This window comes from uncultured Nocardioides sp. (assembly GCF_947489365.1).
In the GTDB taxonomy this organism is placed as follows: domain Bacteria; phylum Actinomycetota; class Actinomycetes; order Propionibacteriales; family Nocardioidaceae; genus Nocardioides.
Window position 1 is genome coordinate 1 of the sequence record NZ_CANLDB010000005.1, and the last position, 20,978, is coordinate 20,978.

At 75.6% G+C, this 20,978-nt stretch carries 19 protein-coding genes and 1 pseudogene; 10 read left to right on the top strand and 10 right to left on the bottom strand.

All coding sequences use genetic code 11. The features are described 5' to 3' along the window. The 5 genes and pseudogenes from Q0858_RS14460 to Q0858_RS14480 all read right to left on the bottom strand — a co-directional run. Nucleotides 1–1,076, bottom strand: a pseudogene (locus Q0858_RS14460) (hypothetical protein); the annotation flags it as partial. Between the two features lie 4 nt (nucleotides 1,077–1,080). Then, nucleotides 1,081–1,431: a hypothetical protein gene (locus tag Q0858_RS14465; RefSeq protein ID WP_299055752.1), complete on the bottom strand. Its 351-nt coding sequence runs from the start codon at nucleotides 1,429–1,431 to the stop codon at nucleotides 1,081–1,083. A 140-nt stretch (nucleotides 1,432–1,571) separates the two neighbouring features. Then, a complete protein-coding gene (locus Q0858_RS14470; protein WP_299055754.1) occupies nucleotides 1,572–1,859 on the bottom strand; it encodes a WXG100 family type VII secretion target in 288 nt (95 codons plus the stop codon). A 44-nt stretch (nucleotides 1,860–1,903) separates the two neighbouring features. Then, the gene (locus Q0858_RS14475) at nucleotides 1,904–2,218 is read right to left on the bottom strand and encodes a WXG100 family type VII secretion target (RefSeq protein WP_299055757.1); all 315 of its coding nucleotides are present in this window, start codon (nucleotides 2,216–2,218) and stop codon (nucleotides 1,904–1,906) included. A gap of 114 nt (nucleotides 2,219–2,332) precedes the next feature. After that, entirely contained in the window at nucleotides 2,333–3,718 is a 1,386-nt protein-coding gene (locus Q0858_RS14480; protein ID WP_299055760.1) for a hypothetical protein, read from the bottom strand. A gap of 211 nt (nucleotides 3,719–3,929) precedes the next feature. Here Q0858_RS14480 and eccCa point away from each other — a divergent pair, with 211 nt between their 5' ends. The 4 genes from eccCa to Q0858_RS14500 all read left to right on the top strand — a co-directional run bounded on the left by eccCa (nucleotide 3,930) and on the right by Q0858_RS14500 (nucleotide 9,325). Beyond that, the gene (eccCa, locus tag Q0858_RS14485) at nucleotides 3,930–7,943 is read left to right on the top strand and encodes a type VII secretion protein EccCa (RefSeq protein WP_299055763.1); all 4,014 of its coding nucleotides are present in this window, start codon (nucleotides 3,930–3,932) and stop codon (nucleotides 7,941–7,943) included. A 254-nt stretch (nucleotides 7,944–8,197) separates the two neighbouring features. Beyond that, on the top strand, nucleotides 8,198–8,416 hold the full coding sequence (locus Q0858_RS14490) for a hypothetical protein (protein ID WP_299055766.1): 219 nt from the start codon (nucleotides 8,198–8,200) through the stop codon (nucleotides 8,414–8,416). A gap of 76 nt (nucleotides 8,417–8,492) precedes the next feature. After that, the gene (locus Q0858_RS14495) at nucleotides 8,493–8,792 is read left to right on the top strand and encodes a type II toxin-antitoxin system VapB family antitoxin (protein ID WP_299055768.1); all 300 of its coding nucleotides are present in this window, start codon (nucleotides 8,493–8,495) and stop codon (nucleotides 8,790–8,792) included. After that, nucleotides 8,789–9,325 (top strand): LytR C-terminal domain-containing protein, encoded by a 537-nt coding sequence (locus tag Q0858_RS14500; RefSeq protein ID WP_299055771.1) that lies wholly within the window; start codon nucleotides 8,789–8,791, stop codon nucleotides 9,323–9,325. The genes Q0858_RS14495 and Q0858_RS14500 overlap by 4 nt, the downstream gene beginning before the upstream one ends. Nucleotides 9,326–9,343: 18 nt before the next feature. On the opposite strand, the gene Q0858_RS14505 is transcribed toward Q0858_RS14500, so the two are convergent. Then, nucleotides 9,344–10,858: a potassium/proton antiporter gene (locus tag Q0858_RS14505; protein WP_299055773.1), complete on the bottom strand. Its 1,515-nt coding sequence runs from the start codon at nucleotides 10,856–10,858 to the stop codon at nucleotides 9,344–9,346. A gap of 181 nt (nucleotides 10,859–11,039) precedes the next feature. On the opposite strand from Q0858_RS14505, the gene Q0858_RS14510 reads away from it, so the two are divergent. From Q0858_RS14510 to Q0858_RS14530, 5 genes are all read left to right on the top strand, one after another. Next, complete coding sequence (locus Q0858_RS14510; RefSeq protein WP_299055775.1) at nucleotides 11,040–11,429, top strand: hypothetical protein; 390 nt, start codon at nucleotides 11,040–11,042, stop codon at nucleotides 11,427–11,429. Beyond that, a complete protein-coding gene (locus Q0858_RS14515; protein ID WP_299055778.1) occupies nucleotides 11,426–12,853 on the top strand; it encodes a hypothetical protein in 1,428 nt (475 codons plus the stop codon). The genes Q0858_RS14510 and Q0858_RS14515 overlap by 4 nt, the downstream gene beginning before the upstream one ends. Nucleotides 12,854–12,949: 96 nt before the next feature. After that, the gene (locus tag Q0858_RS14520; RefSeq protein ID WP_299055780.1) at nucleotides 12,950–13,330 is read left to right on the top strand and encodes a putative T7SS-secreted protein; all 381 of its coding nucleotides are present in this window, start codon (nucleotides 12,950–12,952) and stop codon (nucleotides 13,328–13,330) included. 9 nt (nucleotides 13,331–13,339) lie between these two features. Further along, nucleotides 13,340–14,326 carry a hypothetical protein gene (locus Q0858_RS14525; protein ID WP_299055783.1) on the top strand — a complete coding sequence of 329 codons (987 nt, stop codon included), beginning with the start codon at nucleotides 13,340–13,342 and terminating at the stop codon, nucleotides 14,324–14,326. Beyond that, the gene (locus tag Q0858_RS14530; RefSeq protein WP_299055786.1) at nucleotides 14,323–15,723 is read left to right on the top strand and encodes a hypothetical protein; all 1,401 of its coding nucleotides are present in this window, start codon (nucleotides 14,323–14,325) and stop codon (nucleotides 15,721–15,723) included. The genes Q0858_RS14525 and Q0858_RS14530 overlap by 4 nt, the downstream gene beginning before the upstream one ends. 7 nt (nucleotides 15,724–15,730) lie before the next feature. Here the strand turns inward: Q0858_RS14530 and Q0858_RS14535 are convergent, their stop codons facing one another. Together Q0858_RS14535 and Q0858_RS14540 are read right to left on the bottom strand one after the other, a co-directional pair. Then, a complete protein-coding gene (locus Q0858_RS14535; RefSeq protein WP_299055788.1) occupies nucleotides 15,731–16,450 on the bottom strand; it encodes an ANTAR domain-containing protein in 720 nt (239 codons plus the stop codon). Beyond that, a complete protein-coding gene (locus Q0858_RS14540) occupies nucleotides 16,447–17,193 on the bottom strand; it encodes an ANTAR domain-containing protein (protein WP_299055791.1) in 747 nt (248 codons plus the stop codon). The genes Q0858_RS14535 and Q0858_RS14540 overlap by 4 nt, the downstream gene beginning before the upstream one ends. Before the next feature lie 273 nt (nucleotides 17,194–17,466). Between Q0858_RS14540 and Q0858_RS14545 the strand changes: the two genes are divergently transcribed. Beyond that, complete coding sequence (locus Q0858_RS14545) at nucleotides 17,467–18,342, top strand: sigma-70 family RNA polymerase sigma factor (protein WP_299055794.1); 876 nt, start codon at nucleotides 17,467–17,469, stop codon at nucleotides 18,340–18,342. A 411-nt stretch (nucleotides 18,343–18,753) separates the two neighbouring features. Here the strand turns inward: Q0858_RS14545 and Q0858_RS14550 are convergent, their stop codons facing one another. Beyond that, nucleotides 18,754–20,103: a VWA domain-containing protein gene (locus tag Q0858_RS14550; protein WP_299055797.1), complete on the bottom strand. Its 1,350-nt coding sequence runs from the start codon at nucleotides 20,101–20,103 to the stop codon at nucleotides 18,754–18,756. Further along, nucleotides 20,100–20,969 (bottom strand): MoxR family ATPase, encoded by an 870-nt coding sequence (locus Q0858_RS14555; protein WP_299055798.1) that lies wholly within the window; start codon nucleotides 20,967–20,969, stop codon nucleotides 20,100–20,102. The genes Q0858_RS14550 and Q0858_RS14555 overlap by 4 nt, the downstream gene beginning before the upstream one ends. Nucleotides 20,970–20,978 lie beyond the last annotated feature (9 nt).

The window sequence follows — 20,978 nt, forward strand, 5'->3', positions numbered from 1 at the left end:
GCCCCGCCCGCGCCCGCACGACCGGCCGCTCCCGCGGCTCCGCCCGCGGCACGACCGAGCGGGCCCGCCTTGGCCGCGCTGCTGCCGGCTCCGATGGGCCGAGCGCCCGCCCCGGCGGCCTTCGCGGCCGAGGCCGCTCCGGACCTGGCCATGGCGGCCGCGCCCGCGGCCGCCGGGGCGACGGCTGCCGCCGCGGCGCCCGCGGAGGCGCCGGACGCACCGGGTGAGGCCGGAGCCGTCGCGGCGGGGGCGCTGCCCCCACCGATCGGCGCCGCCTGGCCCGGGCCGGCGAGGCCGCCGCCGGGGTCGGTGGCGACGGGCGTGGCCACGACGGCCTCGCCCGGGCTCGCGGGCGTCGGGGTCGTCCCGACGGCGTCGGGCTGGCCGGGGACGGGCTCGCTCGTCGAGGTGCCGGACCCGTACGTCGGCCGGCCCCCGCCGGAGGAGGACCCGCGGCCACCGATCGAGGAGGGGTCCGAGCCGTTGCTGCCCGCGGAGGAGCCGCTGGCTCCCCACGACGTGCCGCCGGTGCCTTCCTGGTGGGCCGCGCCGGGGTTCATCTTCCGCATCGTCGCGGCGCTCTCCCGCAGGTCGCGGTCGAGCTGCTGGTTCGCGAGCCTCGCCCGCTCCTCGCGCTCGGCGAGCTGCTGGTTGTAGGACCCGAGCTGCCGGCCGAAGGTCTGCTCGGCCCGCAGCTGGTCGCCCTCCCGCATCGTCGAGAAGTTCGCCGGCTTCGAGGGCTCGCTCGGCGCGCCCTGCTGGTCGAGGCTCCGCAGCGTCGACCTGGCGGTCCGCAGCGCCTGGGCGGCGTTGAGGAGGGCGGTCTCGCCCTCCCGCATCGCCTGGGCGCGCTCCCGGGCCCGCGACCCGGCGTTCGCGAAGGAGGTCTGGGCCGCGGCCCGGGTCACGTCACCGAGCTCGCCGTCCAGGCCGGTGCGGCCCTCGTCGAGCTGGGCGGCGACCTGCTCCAGGTCCTGGGCGTTCTTGCCCCACGTGGTCGCGGCGGGGTCGATGACGTCCGGGTCGGCGCCGGCCAGGTTGGACCGGAGCTTCTCCACCTCTGCTTCGTGCGGCATGACCTCAGTCCTTCCCCGGGTCGAAGTTGCCGATCTGGCGCAGTGCGACGGCGTTCAGCGTGTCCGAGTCCAGCTGGTCCTGCACGGATCCCCGGAGGTTCACCGCGTAGTCGCCGAGCATGGTCACGCACTCGTCGTTCTGGTTGACGGCGTCGGCGAAGGCGCCCTCGTAGTGGCCGCCGAGGTCGGCGCCGGCGGTCGAGGCGCCGAAGTGCACGGCCCCGAGCGGCAGGGCCGCGAAGTCGGACCCGGCGACGTTGTCCGACTCCGTGCGGAGCCGGTCGGCGATCTGGTGGACCTTCTCGACGGTCAGGTTGACCTGGCCACCGCCACCGCCCTGGTTCTGGTTGGTCACTGGCTGCTCACCCCTCGATGCTCTGCCTGTGTGGTGCTGGACGTGCTGCGGGTGTCACGTCCACGAGGTGTGGACGTGGCCGACGGAGGGACCGGGTCGCCCGCGGCGTCCGGCCCCTCCGTCGGGCGACTGCGCGTCGCTCAGCCGCGGAAGCGGTCCTCGCCGCGGAGGTCCGCGGCGCGGTAGGCGGCGGAGGAGTCGCGCACGGTGTTCGAGGCGCCCTCGAGCACCTGGATCATCTCGCGCATCAGCTGGTCCCACTCGGCCTTCGCGGAGTCGTAGGCCTGCTTCGCGGAACCCTCCCACTCGCTGCGCAGCGGGTTGAGCTGCGCCTCGAGGCCGTCGAGGTCGCTGTTGATCGTCTTCGCCTGGGTCACCAGGTCGTTCGCGGCGCCGTCGAGGGCGCTCTGCTGAATCCTCAGGTCCATCTCAGATCCCTTCTCGTGTCAGGTCGGGTGTCGCTGGAGGTCGCTCAGGCCTCGAGGCCGCGAGCGATGGTGGCGACGCCCTGCCCGATGTCGGCGTCGTTGGCCACGCTGTCGCGCTCGGTCTCGTCGAGCGCCTCCGCGAGCTGCCCGAGGACCCGGGTGATGCGCTGGTGGCGCTGCTGCCAGGCCTGGGCGAGGCCCTGGAAGGCGTTGCCGCCCTCGCCCTGCCAGCCGCTCGCCATGCCGGCGATCTTCTGCTGCAGGTTGCCGGCGTCCTTGTCGAACTTGCTCTGCGCGTCGCGGACGACGCCGGCGGCGTTCTTGAGCCTGCCTTCACCGAGCCTGATGTCCTGTGCCATGTCGCTCCTCCTCACCGGCGTGGTGAGCCGGTTCGTCGTTGGCTGACTTCTTCGGGGAGACCCCGTGGGCTCCCGCTCAGGAGGGTGTATGCCCGGCCGTGGGACCTCTAAACCTCAGGACGTCAATTCCCACAAGAACCTGAAGAGACCGGTCGCGACGAGCACCGCGGCGAGGGCCAGGGCGCCGCTGAGGGCCTCCCCCTGCTCGGCCCGGCGGGACCACCACAGCGAGCGCCACCCCTGCCCGGTCGCGACCCCCGCCGCCACGCACCCGCCTCCGGCGAGGGCCATCACGACGCCCCCCACCAGCAGCACGCGGTCGCCGAGGAGGCTCAGCCCCACGGCGGCCAGCGCCACCCAGCAGGCGAGGCCGGCGACCCGGAGCAGTCCCTGCGCGGCGCGGTGGCGGTAGCTGCGCGCGGCGAGCAGCAGGGCGCCGCCGGCGAGGAGGACCTGGGCCCAGGCGCCGATCCGGTCCAGCTCCAGCGTCGCGGTCGCGAGGAGCATCGGGGCGCCCACGACCGCGGCGAGGGCGACCGCCGCGGCGGCCGCGGTGACGAGGCGCGACCCGCGGTCGACGAGACCGGACACGGCGTCGGCGGTGACGACCATGCTGGAGCGGCGGCCGCGGCGCGTGTCGCGCGCGCTCCACGCGGTCACGGCCAGGCGGTCGAGGTCGAGCAGGACCTGGTCGGGGACGTCGACGGCCAGCGAGGGCACGAACCGGGCCGCGAGCATCGCCGCCAGCAGGAGCAGCGACCACACCACGGCCGGCCGGACGCCGACGACGGCGGCCGTCCCGGCCAGCACGAACACGGCACCGCCGGCCACCATCCACACGCGGAGGGCCTCGTCCTGCTCGTCACGCCAGGACCGGGCGACGGCGGCCGTGACCGCCGCTCCGAGCGCGGCCGTGCCGAGCACCATGGGCAGGCGCTCGGCGCCCGGCGACCAGGCCACGACGAGTGCGGCGCCCGCCCCGAAGGCCGGGGCGGTGACGGCGCGCTGGCCGGCCAGCTGACCGACCGGCGCGGCGGCCAGCAGGGCCGTGCCGGCGAGGACGGCGGCCACGACGCTCGACTCCGGGCCCGGGCCGGTCTGGCCCGCCCACCAGCCGGCGAGCAGCCCCAGTGCCCCGGCGAGCGTGAACCACAGGGCGGAGAGCCGGCCGGGCTGCACCCGCTCGGCGCCGCGCCCGACCTGCGGGGCCGTCGTACGGCGCTCCTCGCGGGCACCGGTCGTGGCGACGACGACGTCGCCGGCCTCGACGCCCGCCGACGACAGGGGTCGCTGGGCGGGCAGGGCCTCGCCGAGCGGGGAGTACAGGTGCGGGAGGACCTCGAGGCCGGCCAGGCGGGCGTACTCGCGGGCCACGTCGACGCCGGTCGCGCCGTCGGGGACGACGAGGTCGAGGACACCGGTGGGGCCGTGGATGCTCAGCGCCATCGTGTCGCCGGAGCGCACGGCCGGGCCGGAGCGCGGCAGGGCCCGCTGGCTCACGCGACCCCCTCCCCTGGCGTCCGTCGGCTGGACCACCCGTCGACCCCCGCCGACGACGAGTCGCAGCCTAGACGCGTACCACCCCACGCGGGGGGGCACTCGGACCTATCATCGGCCGCAGCGTCGGGCCCGGTGGCACGGATGGGACGACGAGACGGAGGTTCGGGGGCGGGCGACCGCGCCGGAGCCGTGCGGTGGAGGGGGTCCCCGGGTGAGCACCACGCTGCGTGCCGGCCAACGGGTCGAGCAGCCGGAGATGCCCAGCGGCCGGATCGAGGTCCAGCCGCCACCGGAGCTGCAGGACCACGAGGGCGCCGCCGGGGTGGCGATGAACGCCATCCCGATGCTCGGCAGCCTCGGCTCGATCGTGCTCGTCGCGACCATGGCCGGCGGCGACAGCGAGACCCGCAACCGCAGCCTGATCGCGGCCGGCATGTTCCTGTTCGCCACCCTCGGCTTCATCGCCATCCAGATCGACCGTCAGCGCAAGCAGAAGGCCCAGCAGCTGACGGGGTCGCGCACGGAGTACCTGCGCTACCTCGCCAACGTCCGCAAGGTCGCCCGGGAGGCCGCCGACCAGCAGCGGCGGGCGCTGAACTGGCACCTCCCCGAGCCGTCCGTCCTGCCCTCGCTCGCCGAGGACCGCACGCGGCTGTGGGAGCACCGCCCGGACGACGAGCGGTTCCTCGAGGTCCGCTACGGCCTCAACACCCAGCCGCTCGCCCTGGAGCTGGTGCCGCCGGAGACCACCGCGGTCGACCAGGTCGACCCGGCCGCCGCGTCGGCCCTGCACCGGCTGCTCGTCGTCCACCGCCAGCAGCCGCACCTGCCTGCGTCGGTCGACCTGCGCGGGTTCGACCGGATCGAGCTGTGCGGCGAGGCGGAGACCGCCCGGTCGCTGGCGCGGTCGATGATCTGCTCCGCCGCGGCGTTCCACTCCCCCGACCACCTCGTCGTCGCGGTGCTCGCCTCGGACCGCAACCTGGCCCACTGGGACTGGGTGAAGTGGCTGCCCCACGCCCAGAGCGCGGAGCGCACCGACGCCGTCGGCCCGATGCGGATGGTGACGACCTCGTTGGAGGAGCTGGGCACGATGCTGCCGCCCGACCTCAGCGAGCGCCCCCGGTTCGGCGCCGACGAGCGCGGCGCGACCCCGCACATCCTGCTCGTCCTCGACGGCGGTCACCTGCCGCCCGGCAACCACATCGTCCCGCCGTACGGGCTGCACGGCGTGACGCTGCTCGACGTCCCGTCCCGGTGGGACGAGCTCGAGGAGCCCACCCGGCTGCGGCTCCAGCTGCTGGACGCCGAGCCGCCGCGGACCGGCCCCGCCGCCGGGAAGCCCCCGGTGCGTGCCGTCCTGGTCCGCGAGGAGCCCGTCTCGGCGTACGCCGACCAGTGCGACCTCGCGACCGCCGAGGCGTTCGCGCGGCGCCTGGCCCCGCTGCACGTGGTCTCCGCCGGCTCCGAGTCGTCCGGGCCGGCCGAGCTCACCGGACCCACCGACTTCATGGACATGCTCGGCCTGGGCGACGTCCGCACCTTCGAGACCGACGGCGCCTGGCGTCCCCGCCCGGCGCGCGACCGGCTCCGCGTGCCGATCGGACGCGGTGACGGCGGTCTGATCAGCCTGGACATCAAGGAGTCCGCCCAGCAGGGCATGGGCCCGCACGGCCTGGTCATCGGCGCCACCGGCTCCGGCAAGTCGGAGTTCCTCCGCACCCTCGTGCTCGGCCTCGCCCTCACCCACTCCCCCGAGCAGCTGAACATGGTGCTCGTCGACTTCAAGGGCGGCGCGACGTTCGCCGGCATGTCCGACATGCCCCACGTCTCCGCGGTGATCACCAACCTGCAGCAGGAGCTCACCCTCGTCGACCGCATGCAGGACGCGCTGTCCGGCGAGATGGTGCGACGCCAGGAGATGCTGCGCGAGGCGGGCAACTTCGCCTCGATCCGCGACTACGACAAGGCCCGGTCCTCCGGCGAGGACCTGCCGCCGATGCCGTCGCTGTTCATCGTCGTCGACGAGTTCTCCGAGATGCTGTCGGCCAAGCCCGAGTTCATCGAGCTGTTCGTCGCCATCGGACGCCTCGGCCGCTCCCTCGGCCTGCACCTGCTCCTGGCCTCGCAGCGCCTGGAGGAGGGTCGGCTGCGCGGCCTCGAGTCGCACCTGTCGTACCGGCTGGGGCTGCGGACCTTCTCCGCCGCCGAGTCGCGCACCGTGCTCGGCGTGCCCGACGCCTACGAGCTGCCCGCCGACCCGGGCCTGGGCTACCTCAAGCCCGACCAGTCCCAGCTGCTGCGGTTCAAGGCGGCGTACGTCTCCGGGCCGCCGCCCGGCCGCCGGCGGGTCCAGCGCGACGAGGGCGGCAACGTCCGCGGCATCCTGCCCTTCTCGGTCTCCGAGGTGCTCGCCCTCGACCCGGGCGACGACGAGCCCGAGGCCGAGCCGGTCGTCGCGCCCGTCGGCGAGGGCGACCAGAAGAGCCTGCTCGACATCGCCGTGGAGCGGATGCTCGGCAAGGGCCTGCCCGCCCACCAGGTGTGGCTGCCGCCGCTGGACGAGCCCGACACCCTCGACGCCCTCATGGGCGACCTGACCGAGGACCCGCAGCTCGGCCTGGTCTCGCCGTCCTGGCGCTCCCGCGGCGGCCTCGTGATCCCCCTCGGCACCGTCGACAAGCCCCGCGAGCAGCGGCGCGACACCCTCACCATCGACTTGGGCGGCGCGTCCGGCCACGTCGCCGTCGTCGGCGGTCCGCGCAGCGGCAAGAGCACGCTGCTGCGCACCATCACCGCGAGCCTCGCGCTGACGACGACCCCGCTCGAGTCGCAGCTGTTCGTCCTCGACTTCGGCGGCGGCACGTTCGCGTCGCTGACCGACCTGCCGCACGTCGCCGGTGTCGCGACCCGCTCCGAGCCGGACGTCGTCCGCCGCATCATCGCGGAGGTCTCCGGCGTCGTGGACCGTCGCGAGGCGTACTTCCGCTCCCAGGGCATCGACTCGATCGAGACCTACCGCAGCCGCCGCGCGGCCGGCCGGGTGGACGACGGGTGGGGTGACGTCTTCCTCGTCGTCGACGGCTGGAGCACCCTGCGCGCCGACTTCGAGGACATCGAGATGGAGCTGCAGCAGCTGGCTCCCCGCGGTCTGACGTTCGGCCTGCACCTCGTCGTGGGCGCGACCCGCTGGGCGGACTTCCGCGCGGCGATGCGCGACATGTTCGGCACCCGCCTCGAGCTCCGGCTCGGCGACCCGCTCGACTCCGAGGTGGACCGCAAGGTCGCCGACCTCGTGCCGAGCGGCCGCCCCGGCCGCGGTCTCGTGCCGGGCAAGCTGCACTTCCTCGGCGGTCTGCCCCGTGTCGACGGCAGCTCCGACGCCAGCACCCTCACCGACGGCATCGAGGACCTCGTCAAGCGCTCCTCGGCCGCCTGGTCGGGCCAGACCGGCCCGAAGCTGCGGCTGCTGCCGGAGCGCATCGACCTCGAGCGCGTCATCGAGCTCGCCGGGGCCGGGGACGACGACCCGCGCGTGCTGCTCGGCATCGACGAGAAGGAGCTGGCCCCCGTCGCGCTGGACCTGGAGAAGGAGCAGCACCTGCTCGTCTTCGGCGACAGCCAGTCCGGCAAGTCGACGCTGCTGCGCTCCTACATCCGCGAGGTCGTCCGCTCCCGCGACGCCAAGCAGGCGCAGCTGATCGTCGTCGACTACCGCCGCTCGCTGCTCGGCGAGACGCCGGAGGAGCACCTGCTCAACTACCTCACCTCCGCGGCGCAGGCCGGTCCCGTGCTGGCCGACCTCGCGACGTACCTGGAGCGCCGGATCCCCGGCCCCGACGTCACCCCCGAGCAGCTGCGCAACCGGTCGTGGTGGTCGGGCGCCGAGTGCTTCGTCGTGGTCGACGACTACGACCTGGTCTCCACGCAGAGCAGCTCGCCGCTGGCCGCGCTGCAGCCGTTCATGGCCCAGGGCCGCGACGTCGGCCTGCACGTGGTCGTCGCCCGCCGGGCCGGCGGTGCGTCCCGGGCGCTCTACGAGCCGATCATCCAGTCGCTGCGCGACCTGGCGATGCCCGGCATCCTGCTGTCCGGCCCCAAGGACGAGGGGTACCTCATCGGCAACAACCGCCCCCAGCCCGCCCCGCCCGGCCGCGGCAAGCTCATCACCCGCGACCGCGGCACCGAGACCGTCCAGCTGGCGTACTGCGAGTCGCGGATCTGACCCGGCGCCCGGCCGCCCACCGCCCGCCCAGCATGTAACGCGGTGTTACCGCCACTGCACAGGGCGCGGGCGGGGTCCGGAGCGCCGTCAGACCGCGGCAGACGGCCCGGACGGCGGTCGCCGGCGTACGCCGGGGGTCGGTGCGGGCGGGCGGGGAGCCACAACATTCCTGTAACCCGGAGTCAACCTCCTGGCGACCTGGATCGTTAAAACTGGTGCACGTCCCTCCCCTCCACCCGAGATGGAGCACCACCGTGAGCCAGACCAGCACCCACCGTCAGGCCGACACCGCCGACACCGTCGCGGCCGACCCGAAGGTCGACACCCAGCTCGAGCGTCTCAGCGCCCAGCGAGCCCAGCTCGTCACCCGCCACTCCCGCAAGCTGCGCGACCTGATGGAGTCCCGCTCCGACCTCCGCGGCGTCCACGCGATGGCCGACTACGTCGACGACGCGGTGCGCTGGTCCGCCTGAGGCACCTCACCGCTCCGGTCGCGGCCCCGGGATCCGCGATCGGAGCGGGCGCCCGCGCGATCGCTATGATCCGCCCGTGATCTTCAAGCGGGTGGGCGACGGGCGTCCCTACCCCGAGCACGGCCTCGGCTCGCGGGAGTGGGCGAAGATCCCCCCGCGCCAGGTCCGGCTCGACCAGCTGGTCACCACGCGCGACACCCTGCGGCTGGCCGACCTGCTCACCGAGGACTCGACGTTCTACGGCGACCTGTTCGCCCACGTGGTGGCCTGGCACGACGAGCTGTACCTCGAGGACGGCCTGCACCGGGCGATGCGGGCCGCGCTGCACCAACGTCCCGTGCTGCACGCCCGCGTGCTGGAGGTGGCGGACCGGTGAGCCGCAAGATCCGCTCCGCGATCACCCTCACCGTGATGGCGGTGGTCATCCTCGCCGGCGCCACGTGGGCGTGGGCCGCGCTCACCGACCCCTTCCCGGAGGGCGGCCTGTTCGGCGGCGGCGGGACGACGCCCGAGGTCGAGGTCTGCGCGCCACGCGCGTTCGGCCCCGGCGACACCCTGTCGACCGGCCAGGTCACCGTCAGCGTCCTCAACGCCGGGTCCACCGCGGGCGCCGCGGCCGGCACCCTGGAGGAGCTCGTCGGGGCGGGCTTCGGCGAGGGTGTCGAGGGCAACGCCCCCGAGGACGCCGACGTCGACTTCGTCCAGATCTGGACCGGCGACCCCGCCAACCCGTCCGTGCGGCTCGTGAAGACCTGGGTCGGCGAGGACACCCTCGTCGTCGAGCGTGAGCTGGACAGCCCCGAGGTGTTCGTCGTCGTCGGCGACCGGTTCGGCGACCTGGCCGAGGGCCGCGAGAGCGTGCAGGTCCAGCGCGACGTCGAGGTGTGCGGACCCGCCAACGCCGGCTGACCCGCCGTACGGCGCCTCCTACGGGGTCCGGTCGGTGCCCTCCGCGGGAGGGTTCCAGCGCGCGAGCCGGCCGCTGGTGGAGATGTCGCGCAGCCGCCGCTCGGTGGCCTCGCGGTGCCCGCGCGGGACGACGACCAGCAGGTCGTCGCCGTGGCGCAGGACCGTCCGGCCGTCCGGCACCAGGATCTCCTCGCCGCGCACGACGAGGGAGAGCGACGCCCCCGGCGGCAGGCGCAGCTCCCGCACCTCGACCCCGTGCAGCCGTGAGGTCTCCCCGACGCGCAGCTGGAGCAGGTCCGCGGCCATCCGGTCGAGCGGGGCCGCCTCCACCTCGAGGTCCCGCGGGCCGGCGCTCGCGACCCCCAGCCAGCGCGCCACCGCCGGCAGGGTCGGACCCGTGATCAGCGTGTAGACGACGACCAGCACGAAGACGATGTCGAACAGCTGCTCCGAGCCCGGCACCCCCTGCGACAGCGGGATCGTCATGAGGACGACGGGGACGGCGCCGCGCAGGCCGGCCCACGACAGGAACGCCAGCTCTCGCCACGGCAGCGGCTGCACGACGGCGGAGACCGCGACCGACACCGGCCGGGCGACGAAGGTCAGTACGAGCCCGGCAACGACCGCGGTGAGCACCGTCGAGAGCGTGATCCGCCCCGGGGACAGCAGCAGCCCGAGCATCACGAACAGGCCGATCTGCGCCAGCCAGGCGACGCCCTCCGCGAAGGACCGGGTGGCGTTGCGGTGCGGCAGGTCGGCGTTGCCCAGCACGAGCGCCGCCAGGTAGACCGCGGCGAACCCGGAGGCGTGCAGGCCGGCCGCGGCGCCGTACGCGAGCAGGGTCAGGCTGAGCACGGCGATCGGGTAGAGCCCGGACGACGGCAGCGCGGCCCGGCGCATCAGCCAGGCGCCCCCGAAGCCGACGCCCAGGCCCACGAGGGAGCCGAGGGTGAGCTCGAAGACGATCTCACCGAGCATGGCCAGGACGCCGTGCTCGGTCGCGGCGCCGGACGCCACGAGGGTGACGAGGACGACGGTCGGGGCGTCGTTGAGTCCCGACTCGGCCTCCAGGGTGCCCATCAGGCGTCTCGGCAGCGGCACCACCCGCAGCACCGAGAACACGGCGGCGGCGTCCGTCGCGGACGTCGCCGCGCCGAGCAGGACCGCGAGCTGCCAGGGCAGACCCAGCAGCAGGTGGGCGCCGACGGCCACGACGAGGACGGAGACGGCGATGCCGACGGTGGCCAGCGTCGCGCCCAGCGCGATGGCCGGGCGCACCTCGCTCCACTTCGTCGTCAGGCCGCCCTCGGCCAGGATCAGCGCCAGTGCGGCGAACCCCAGCGCGTGGGCGAGGTCGGCGTCGTCGAAGCCGATGCCGGCGCCGGCCTCGCCGATCGCGACGCCGATGAGCAGGTAGAACAGCAGGCTCGGCAGGCCGGCACGGCTGGAGAGGCGGACCGCGAGGATCGCCAGGAGGGTGACGGCGGCGCCCACGAGCAGGAAGCCGTCCAGCTGCTCGACGTCGAAGGTCACGCGCACCTCGCTGCTCGCCGTGGCCGGGTTCGCAGACTACCGGCGAGCCGCACTCCGTCCCCAGGCGGCGGGGTGCGCGTCGTGTCCACAGCCTCCTCGGCGACCGGCCCGCGGGGTCCGCCGGCGGGCGGAGTCTGCTCCCGGGACCGGCGGGTCGGCGGGTCCGGGAGGAGGACACGGGATGGATGGGACCGGGCTCGGGACGGGGTCGGGCACGGCCGGCATCCGGGCGCTCGCCCGCCGGGTGCGGGCGTACGCCGACGCGACGAGCACCGACGCGGCCGCCACCCGGGGATCGGTGGCCCGGACGGGGTGGGAGGGGGCCGCCGCCAGGGCGGCGTCCGCGTCGGCCGCGCGCGGGGCGGACCGGCTCGACGCCACCGCCGCCGCGCTGCGGGAGGCCGCGGACGCCCTGGACGCCCACGCGGACGCCGTGGACCGCCGGCTCGTCCTGCTCCGCACGCTCGGCGACCGGGCGGCGTCGTACGCCGAGGAGGTGGGCGGCGTGCTCCCCCCGCTGCCGGACCTGCCGGACCTGCCGGACCTGCCGGACCTGCCGTGGTCGGCGTGAGCGTGGACCCGGCGGACCTCGTCGTGCGGGGCGGGGTGGGCGGCCTCGCGGCGACGTACGCCGACCTCCGGGACCTCGCCGACGCCCACGACGCGCTCGGTGACCGCGTCCGCGCACGGGGCCGGGCCGTCCTCGCGCTCACCACGGAGGGCGACCTGCTCGCCTCCGCGGCCCTCTCCCCTGTCAGCTTCGCGACGGCCGAGGCGGCACTGACGGGCGCGGTCTGGGGCACCGACGGGGCGTACGCCGCCGCGTCGCACGTCGAGGCCGACGCGGTGGCGGTGCGGTCGGTGGTCGCGCTCCTCGCCGGCGCCGACGGCACGGTCGCCAGCGGGGTCGGGATGCTGGCCCACGGCCTCGGCCGGGCCGCGGCCCCGGGCCTGGTCGCGGTGGCCGCCCCGATCGCCGCCGGCCTGACGCTGGTCCACCTCGGCGGTCGGCTCGGTGCCGTGCCGCCGCTGGTGACGGCCGCGGCGCGCCACCCCGGCCTCGTCGAGCCGGTGGTGGTCGCGGTGTCGGGGTCGGTCGACGTCCTCACCGGGCGCGCCCCACCCGTGCCCGGCGTCCTGGCGCTGCCCGTGGCACCCGACCTGCTGGGCTCGACCGGGGTGCTGGCCGGCGCCTACGGACCCGACGGTCCCCCGCGGGTGGCGCACCGGGGCGACCTGGACGGTCCGGTCGCACCGCCGCGCGGGGTGGCCGACCTGCTGGACGGGCTCACCGTCGTCCACGGGCTGTCCGACGCGCCGGGCGGGCACGGCACGGTCGCCGTCGACACCCTCGTCGGGGCCGACGGGTCGCGGCGGCACGTGGTGCACCTGCCGGGCACCGACGACATGGGCACGCCGCCGTGGGGGCAGGACGACGACGTCCGCGACCTCGCCACCAACCTGCGGCTGATGGCGGGCGAGCCGACGACGTACGGCGCGGGGGTGGTGGAGGCGATGCGCGAGGCCGGGGTGCGCCCCGGCGAGCCCGTGCTGCTCACCGGTCACTCCCAGGGCGGGATGCAGGCGGTGGCGCTCGCCGACGACCTCGCCGGGTCGTCGTACGACGTGCGGCAGGTCGTGACGGCCGGGTCGCCGACCGCCCAGGTGCCGCACCTCGGCGAGGACGTCGCGGTGCTGTCGCTGGAGAACCGCGGCGACGTCGTCCCGCTGCTCGACGGCGCACCCAACCCGGACACCCCGCAGCGGGTGACGGTGACCTTCGACGCCCCGGTCACCCACGGGGACGGGGACGGGGACGGGGACGGGGCCACCGACCCGGCGGAGCGGCACCGCCTCGGGCACTACCGCGACGCCGCCGCGGCCGTCGACGCCTCGATGGACCCGTCGCTGCGGACCCAGGTCGACCGGATGCGCGAGTGGGGGTTCCTCGACGCCGAGTCCGCCGAGCGGCGCGTCTTCCGGATCACCCGGTGAGGCGGTCGTGGGAGGCTGGGGTCCTCGGGTCCGCCGCAGGTTTCGCGGCGACCGCCGTGGGGCAGCAGTCCAGGAGTCCGGTGGAGGAGGCAGGCGATGTACGGCGATGTCGCGGTGATGCGTCGGCGGGTCGGTGACCTGCGGGAGCAGGCGACCGAGGTGCGCTCGCGCGCCCAGTCGCTGGTCGCCCAGGCCGAGAGCGTCCCCTGGACCGGACGCGCCGCCGAGACCATGCGGGAACGGGTCCGCGACCGAGCCTCGCGCCTGCGGGACGCGGCCCGCCTCCACGAGGAGGCCGCTGACGCGCTGGAGAAGCACCTCACCGAGGTCGAGCACCTCACCGAGGCGATCACCGCCGCCGAGCAGCGCCACCGCGATCGCGACGACGAGCCGCGCGACGCCGTCACGGCACGGGAGCCCGAGACCCCGCCGCCCGGCCACCGCGACTGGCTCACCTACTCCTCCGACGCGCGCTGAGAGGACCCCGTGCCCACCGTCGACCTCTCCACCCCGCCCCCGCCGCCGGACCACCTGCTGGCCGGTCTGCCCCGCCGCCTCAGCGTGACGCTGCCCGAGCTGCGGCTCGTGGCCGAGCGCTCCGGCGGGGCTCCGCTGCCGTTCCTCGCGCCCGCCCCGGACGCCGGCCGCTCCTCCGGCCTCGAGTCGCGGCTCGGCCCGAGCCGGGGCTCCGGCGACGACGCGGCGTACGCCGCCGCGCTGGCGGGCCTGCACGACCCGATCGACTCACTGACCCGCCGCGGGCTGCTCGACCAGTGGGGCGAGCCCGACCCGGGTCTCGCCGGCGCCGTCGGTCTCCTGGCCACGCCGCGGGTCGCCGTGGACCTCGACCTCAACATCGGCGGCGCCCAGCTGCGCGCCTGGCACCGTCAGGGACGGGCCGCGGTCGCCACCCTCGCCACCGCCGACGGCCTCGTCTTCGAGCTCGCGTGGTTCGCCACCGCGCAGTGGCCCGGCGAGCTGGCCCGCGTCGCGGCGCTGCCGGCCGAGCTGCCCCGTCGGACCTCGGCGCTGCCCGCCGTCCTCGACCTGCCGTACGAGCTGCTCGACGCCTCCGGGGAGGCCCTCCGCGCGGGACGGGCGGACGTCGTCCCGGTCCTCGCGGGCCACCACTCCGGACGGGTCCTCGCCGACGGGACGACGCTCCCCGACGCCCAGGTGCCCGGCCTGCTCGGCGCCCTGCAGCAGGAGTCCCGCGGCCGGCTGCGTGCCCTCGTCGCGGACCTCCCGGCCTCCCCCGACGACGGCACCGACGACGGCACCGACCAGGCGCCGCCCGTTCCCGACACGGTGGGGGTCACCTCCTGGCTCCTGCTCGCCGACGGCTGGCACGCCCTGCGTCCGCACGTCGACGACCACGACGGGCGGCAGGAGGGCCGGGTCGAGGTACGACGGGTGGAGCCGGCCGACCTCGCGACCTCGCTCGCCCCGGTGCTCGCGGAGGTGAGCCGATGACCAGCGACCCCAGCGCCACCACCCCCGGCCACGGCCTGTCGGGCGACCCCGGCACCGGCACCGGCCCCGGCACCGAGCGCGGCGTGACCCAGGTCGAGGCCGCGGGTGACCGGTACGACCGGATGACCCAGCTCGCCGAGCTCTTCGACCGTGTCGGGGGCGAGCTGCGGGAGCGCTCCCGCCTCGGCGTCCGGATCCTCGGGGACGACGACGTGGCGGCGTCCGCGGCGCTGTCCCCGCGGACCTGGGAGGCCGCGGAGGAGGCCGTCCGCCGGGCCACCACCGGCAAGAGCGGCCTGCTGCCCGGCTCGACCGAGCTCGACGCCGACGCCCTGGTGGTCCGCGCGACCGTGCTGACCTACCGGTGGATCGACGAGCTCGCCGAGACCGCGTCCCGCACCATCGGCTCCATCGCCGGCCGCGCCATCGGGTTCCTCGCCCCCGAGGTCGAGCTCGGCGGCGTCGTCGTCGCCGCCGGCCTCATCGAGACCGACCTCGACGACCGCGAGGGCATCGCGGCGTACCTCGGGGAGCTCGCCGAGCTCCACCCCGACCTGATGGACCACATCAGTACGGCCGGTGGCCTGCTCGACGGGCTCCAGCTGCGCACGCTGCTCACCCCCGGGCTGGCCAGTGGCGGCGAGACCGCCACGGCGGGCACCGCGCTGGCGGGGCTGCGCGCCGTCGGCGTGCCGGCGTTCGGGGCGGACGCGACGAGCGCCGTCCGCGACGTCGCCGGCGACCTCCTGGGTGCCGACCCCTCGACCCCGCGCGGACCCGCCCGGGTGGCCGCGACCGGCCTCCCCACGGGCCTCGAGCAGCTCATGACGACGCTGGCCGGGGTGGACGCGAGCGTGGAGGTCCACCGGGCCTCCCCCGGTCGTTACCTCGTCTATTTGCCCGGCCGCACCGGCGGCGACGGCGGCCGCCTGCGGCTCGTCGGCGGCGACCACGCGACGTACGCCGCCGAGGCCGTGCGCGTCGTGGAGGCCGCCGTCGAGGCGTCCGGTCCCGCCGGGCCCGGGGACGCGGCGGCGCGGGTGATGCTCGTCGGCGGGGGGCGCGGTGGTGTGGCCGCGGCGGAGGTCGCCGCCCGGCAGCCGTCGGCGCGGTTCACCGTCGACGCGGTCGTGACCGTCTCGTCGCCCGCCTCGCAGGTCCCGCGGATCGGGGGAGACGTCCGGGTGCTGTCGCTGGAGGACAGCGCCGACCCGGTCGCCCTCCTCGGCTCGCTGATCAACGCCGGCGAGTCCCACCGCACCAGCGTCGTCTTCGACGGCGGCGGCGCGGTCGGGCCTGCGGCGTGGGCCCTCGGCGGCCGCGCGGCGGACGCCTCGGAGCACGAGGGTCTCCGCGGCGAGCTGGACCGGCTCCGCGACCTGGGCTACCTGGCCTGACCCGCGGTCAGCCGACGGGCGGTGCCCCGCGGTGGCGGACGACCGCGGCGGCCACCTCCGTGAGCGTCCCGGCGGACGCCGCGGTCAGCTCCAGCAGCCGGGCGTAGGCCCCGCCCATGTCGAGGTCCTCGGTCCAGGCCAGCACGCCCTTGGCCTGCTCGACGACCGTGCGGTCGGCCAGGGCGCGGCGCAGCTGCGTCCGGACGGCGGCCGGGTCGTCGAGGGCCGGGTGGGCCAGGGCGAGGGCGACGAGGTCGGCGTACACGAACCCCGGCTCGCCCGCCGGCGCCGGCTCCTCGGTCACCTCGCTCGGCCAGAACAGGGTGAGGCCCGCCAGGGTGACGCCGCGCCAGGTGACCGGGTAGGCGCTGACCGCCAGGAAGCCCGCCTCGCGCATCAGGGCCCCCACCGTCGCGTCCCGGGCGTCCTCGGCCACGGCGGTGCGGTGCACCGCGAGGGAGCCGTCGATCGCGTCGACGCACGGACCGCTGTCGTGCTGGGCCTGCCAGAGCTCCATCTCGAGGTCGGTGTGCGACGACGCGGCGAGCAGCTCCAGGCCCGGTCCCCGCTCGCCCACGAGGACCGCGACGGCGAGCGCGCCGCAGGTCTCGGCGCAGTCGACGACCAGCGTGGCGAGGACGTCGGTGACGTCCGGCGCCTCCCCGGAGAGCGCCGCGAGGACACGGCCCACCCGCGGCACCTGCGGGGTCGTACGTCGTCCGGTCACCGCGGCCCGCTCCCGTCCGGTCCTCCCTCGCCGCGGCCCAGGTCCAGCTCGCGGCTCACCACACGTCGGCTGACCTCGGCGACCGTGACGCCGTCCGCGAAGGCGCGTGCCCTGATGAGGGCGAGGGCGTCCTCGGGGGTCCCCCCGGTCTGTGCGACGACCATCCCGACGGCCTGGGCGACGCGGTCCCGGTCGATCCACCGCAGCTGCTCGTCCTCCGGCAGGAAGGTGTCGGCGAGGACGACGGCGCCGAGCGTGTCCGCCACGAACAGCACGTCGGCGAGGGCGTCGGCCCTGGCCTCGTCGGAGCCGCCGTGCAGGTGCCGCCCCAGGCTCGAGCGCAGGCCGTGGTGGATCGTGAGCACCCCCACCACCTCCGTCGGCTGGGCCGTCATCGGCACCGCCACGACGGGGCCCGCCTCCACCGTGCCATAGAGGGCACCGAGCCGGGGCCAGCGACGGAGGTCACCGTCGCCACCGGTCACCAGCACGGGCGCCGACGTCGCGAGGACGTCGTGGACGGGGCCCTCGCCGCAGATCTCCTGCGCCTGCCCGTACGCGGCGGCCCGCCGGCTGGAGGCGCAGAGCATCTCGGGGACGCCGGCGACCGACAGCGCGATGCTCCCGTCGTCCACGCGCAGCCCGCGCACCGCGGCCCGACACAGCGCCGGCCAGCGATCGGCACGGGGGTTCTCGGCCAGGGCCCTGGAGAGGCCCAGGAGCAGGTCAGCGTGATCGAACATGGTGGTCCTCCGGGCAACTGGCAAGCATGGATGCTCGGCAGCTCGTGTCCCCCAGGCCCCACCGACCCAGGGAGTATCACCCGGGTCGTGCCCTGGGGCCGACGCTGACGCGCCGGTTCCGGGCGATGGCCCAAGTATGTGGTCCGTGCAGATGGATCCCCACATCGGCGACGTCGTTTGACGGACCCCCTCAGGGGGGCCCTAACGTCGTAAGCCTCAGCTCACTGAAGCAGCCGGTGAGACCCAGGCACCGCCCGCGCCAGTGAGGTCTCCATGGTCGCCCCTCCCGTTCCGTCGCCCTCTCGTACCGACGCCTTTCCCCGGACCACCTGGGTCGAGCTCGTCGCCACCGCCCGCCGCCAGGTGCGCTGCACCCACGACGAGCGCCGTGCGCTCTCGCAGGAGCTGCTCGTGCGCGCAGGCGCCACCGCCGAGCCCGAGGCCCGCGCCGAGATGCTCGACGCGGTCATCGGGCTGAACCACCGGGTGGCGCTCGCCGTCGCACGGCGGTACTCCGACCGCGGCATCGACCTCGAGGACCTCGAGCAGGCCGCCGCCGAGGGGCTCGTCAAGGCGGTACGCCGCTTCGACCCCGCCCGTCAGCACGACCTCCTCAGCTACGCCGTGCCGTCGATCCGCGGCGAGGTGCTCCGCTTCTTCCGCGACCACGGCTGGATGGTCCGCCCACCCCGCCGCGTGCAGGAGCTGCAGCTGGCGCTGCGGCGGGCGTCGTCCGACCTCAGCATCTCCACCGGTCGCGAGGCCACCCCCGACGAGGTCCGCGAGGCCACCGGCACGTCGCGGGCCGACTACGCCGAGGCCGGCAGCGCGCTCGGGTGCTTCACCCCCGCCTCGCTCGACCAGCCGCCGGAGTCCGGGTCGACCGTCACGCTCGGCGACACCCTCGCCGCGGAGGACGCCCTCGGCGCCGCCGAGGCCCGCCTGATCCTCGGCGGGGTGCTCGGCCACCTCGGCGAGCGTGACGCGACCGTGCTGTACCTCCGCTTCTTCGAGGAGAAGTCGCAGCGCGAGATCGGCACCCGCTTCGGGGTCACCCAGGCGACCGTCTCCCGCTGGCTCGGCGAGATCCTCGCGGAGCTCCGCGGCGCGATCGAGGGCACTGCCGAACCCGTCACCGCCGTCGCCTGACCCGGCCGCCTTCGCCCGTGGCCCGTGGCTCGTGGCTCGTGGGTGCGGTGCGTCGTCCACAGGGCGGGGCGGGTAGTCCCCTGAGGAACTGTCCTCCCGCACCCCGTCGAACGACCGATGCTCAGGGGACTACCGCCCGAGGTGGGGCCCAGGCTGTGGACGGAGCCCGGCCGGACCGCGAGGCCCGGGTAGTCCGTGACGTTGTGCACCCCCGTCAGGCCGTACGACGGTGCACAACGTCACGGAGTACCCACCTCCGCCGGCCGCCGAGCGCGCGCTCCACCGTCGTCCACAGGTCGGGCGGGTGCGGCGGGTAGTCCCCTGAGGAACTGTCCTGCCGCACCCCGTCGTACGACCGATGCTCAGGGGACTACCTCCCGTGGCGGGGCTCGGGCTGTGGAGGAGCGCGCGCTACAGGTGCTCGCGCACGAAGCGGGCGAGCTGGTCGAGGTCGCGGCACTCGGCCATCGGGACGACGCCCGCGTAGCGGCCGGCGTCGGAGTCGCCGGTGTCCCACTGGCGGCGGGGCTCGGGGTTGAGCCACCACGCCTGGCGGGCGTGCTCGACCATCCGCCGCAGCGGGACGAGTCCGGGGTCGGAGTAGTTCGACCGCGCGTCGCCGAGCACGAGCACCGTCGTCCGGGGGCCGACCGCGTCGGCGTGCCGCTCGACGAACGAGTTCAGGGAGCGGCCGTAGTCCGTCCGCCCCAGCCGTACGGCGCGCCCCCGGGCGTCGACCAGGTCGGCGAGCACCTCGGCGACGTCGGCGCCGGGGCGCAGCAGGTCGGTCACCTCGACCACGTCGTCGACGAACGCGAACGCGCGGACGCCGTTGAACTGCTCCCGCAGCGCCACCACCAGCATCAGCGTGAACCGTGCGAAGTGCGCCACCGAGCCGCTGACGTCGCACAGCACGACGAGGTCCGTTCGACGGGGGCGCCGCGGCCGGTGGTGCGTCGTCAGGGGTACGCCGCCGGTGGCCAGGGACGAGCGCACGGTCCGGCGTACGTCGAGGGGCCCGCGGCGTCCCGTCCGGTGGTCGCGGGCGAGCCGTGCCGCCAGCCGCCGGGCCAGCGGGGCGACCGCGCGGCGCATCTCGGTCAGCTCGGCGGCGCTCGCGGAGGTGAAGGCGACGCGGTCGGTGGCGGGGCGTACGGCGGTCCGCCCGACGTGCTCGGCGCCCTTCTGCTCCGCGATCCGGCGCAGCGCCTCGCGCTGCACCCGCGCCTCGAAGTCGGCCAGCGCGTCGTCCGGCACGTCGAGGTCGCCGGGCGCGAGGCGCCGCAGGGTCGTGTACGCCGACCACGTGCTCGCCCCCGCCGGCCGCCCCGACAGGCGCCCGAACCGGCCCACCGCCTCGACCGCGAGCGCCTCGACCTGGGCGTCGGTGGTGGTGGGGTCCGTGAGCGCCTCCGCGAGCCGCCGGCGCAGGTCCTCCCGCTGCTCCCCGGAGTCCGGGGCGCCGCCGTTCTCTGCCGTTTCTGCCGAATCGGCATCAGCCTCGGCACCAGAACCGGCCCCCGACCCCGTCCGCGACGTCCCCACCCGCGGCGGGAACCACAGGTCGAACAGTGCGTCGAAGGCGGCGCGGTGGGCGGTGCGCTTGAGCAGCGTCGCGGCGTACGCCTCGCGCACGGACGCCCGCCGCTCCCAGTCCAGGGAGCGCACGGCGGCGAGGGCGTCGAGGTCCTCGCTGACCGCCACCGGCACCCCCGCGGCGCGCAGCGCGCCCACGAAGCCGAGGTGGCGGTCGAGCATCATGCGCGCGCGAGCTCCTTCGCGGCCGCCTCGAGGTCGGAGCCGTGCTTCACGACCACGCCGAGCGTCCGCTCCATCGCTGCGTCCGCCCCGTCGCCGAGGGAGCCGGACTGCAGCGCCACCAGCGTCCGCACCCAGTCCACGGTCTCCGCGATCGACGGCGCCTTGCGCAGCTCGAGCGAGCGCAGCCGGCCGACCACCTCGACGACCCGGCGTACAAGACCCTCCTCGGCGTCCGGCACGTGCGACAGCACGATCTCCCGCTCACGCTCCGGCGTCGGGTGGTCGAGGTGCAGGAAGAGACAGCGACGCCGGACGGCCTCGCTCAGGTCGCGGCTCGCGTTGGAGGTGAGGACGACGTACGGCCGCCGCGTCGCCGTGATCGTCCCGAGCTCGGGCACGGTCACCGCGAAGTCCGAGAGCACCTCCAGCAGCAGCCCCTCGACCTCGACGTCGGTCTTGTCGACCTCGTCGACCAGCAGCACGGTCGGTCCCGTACGCCGGATCGCGGTCAGCAGCGGCCGCGTCAGCAGGAACTCCTCGCTGAAGATGTCGTCCTGCGTCGCCGCCCACCCCTCGTCCTCGGCGCCGGCCTGGATCCGGAGGAGCTGCTTCTTGTAGTTCCACTCGTACAGCGCCCGCGCCTCGTCGAGGCCCTCGTAGCACTGCAGCCGCACCAGCTCCGCGCCGTGCGCGCGGGCGACGACCTTCGCGAGCTCGGTCTTCCCGACCCCCGCCGGGCCCTCGACGAGCAGCGGCTTGCCGAGCTCCCCGGACAGGAAGGCGGAGGTGGCGGTCGCGTCGTCCGCGAGGTAGCCCGCCTCTCCCAGTCGTACGGCGGCGTCGTCGGGCGAGGCGAACCAGGTCACCCGGTGAGC